The organism is Ramlibacter sp. WS9 (assembly GCF_003797765.1).
Lineage (GTDB): Bacteria > Pseudomonadota > Gammaproteobacteria > Burkholderiales > Burkholderiaceae_C > Ramlibacter.
In genome coordinates, this window is the sequence record NZ_RKMB01000107.1 from 1 (window position 1) to 681 (window position 681).

Genomic DNA, 681 nt, shown 5'->3' on the forward strand with positions numbered 1-681 from the left:
GCAACAGGACGCTCTGTCCGTCGATGCGCAGGTGGTACGAACCCGTCCGATCGGCAACAAAGGGCCCTTGGCCCAGGCGAGTGGCCAATCCGCTCAACAGATGATCCATGATTCCTCGGTAGGGCCGGCTTTCGCCGGCCGCTCAGCTCTGCCAGTAGAAGTGATCCTGTGCCTGGCACAGGTTGCGTTCGTGCAGCCAGGCCTGGACGGCGTCCGCCGCGCCGACGTCGTCGTCCAGCCGGCAGAGAGGTTGCCAGAGGCATTCGAGGACCTCGGGGATCGGCTCGAAGCCGGCCAGCCCGCCGCTGGCGAGCAGCGTCGCCATGCCCCGCTGCCAGTTCGGCCAGGCGCTCTTCGCCAATGCCGAAGCCGTCTCCAGCTTGCCGGCCAGTTCGGCCACCTGTTCCTGGGTGCGCGCCTGGCACTTGGCGACCCTGGCCAGTTCCTCGCGGGCCTGCTCCGGCTCCAGCTCGGCCACGCGGGACCAGAATTCGGACTTGATTCGCAGTTGCCGGGACTGGGTCTCCAGCTCCACCAGCGACAGGCGCCAGCCGGGGATCGCCTGGTCGAGCAGGCTTTCCCACCAGCCATAGACCGGCAGCAGGACCCAATCGATCATCGACTGCGGCACGGCGAGGTTGACCCGATCGCCCAGTTCGGCGCACCAGCCGTCGTCGTCCT

General features: G+C 67.7%; 2 pseudogenes. Both read right to left on the minus strand.

Annotated features, from left to right (window positions below):
* Positions 1 to 109: pseudogene (gene pscB, locus EEB15_RS33155) on the minus strand (YscB family type III secretion system chaperone PscB); the annotation flags it as partial.
* Positions 110 to 142: 33 nt separating this feature from the next.
* Positions 143 to 681 (minus strand): annotated as a pseudogene (gene exsD, locus EEB15_RS33160) (T3SS regulon anti-activator ExsD); the annotation flags it as partial.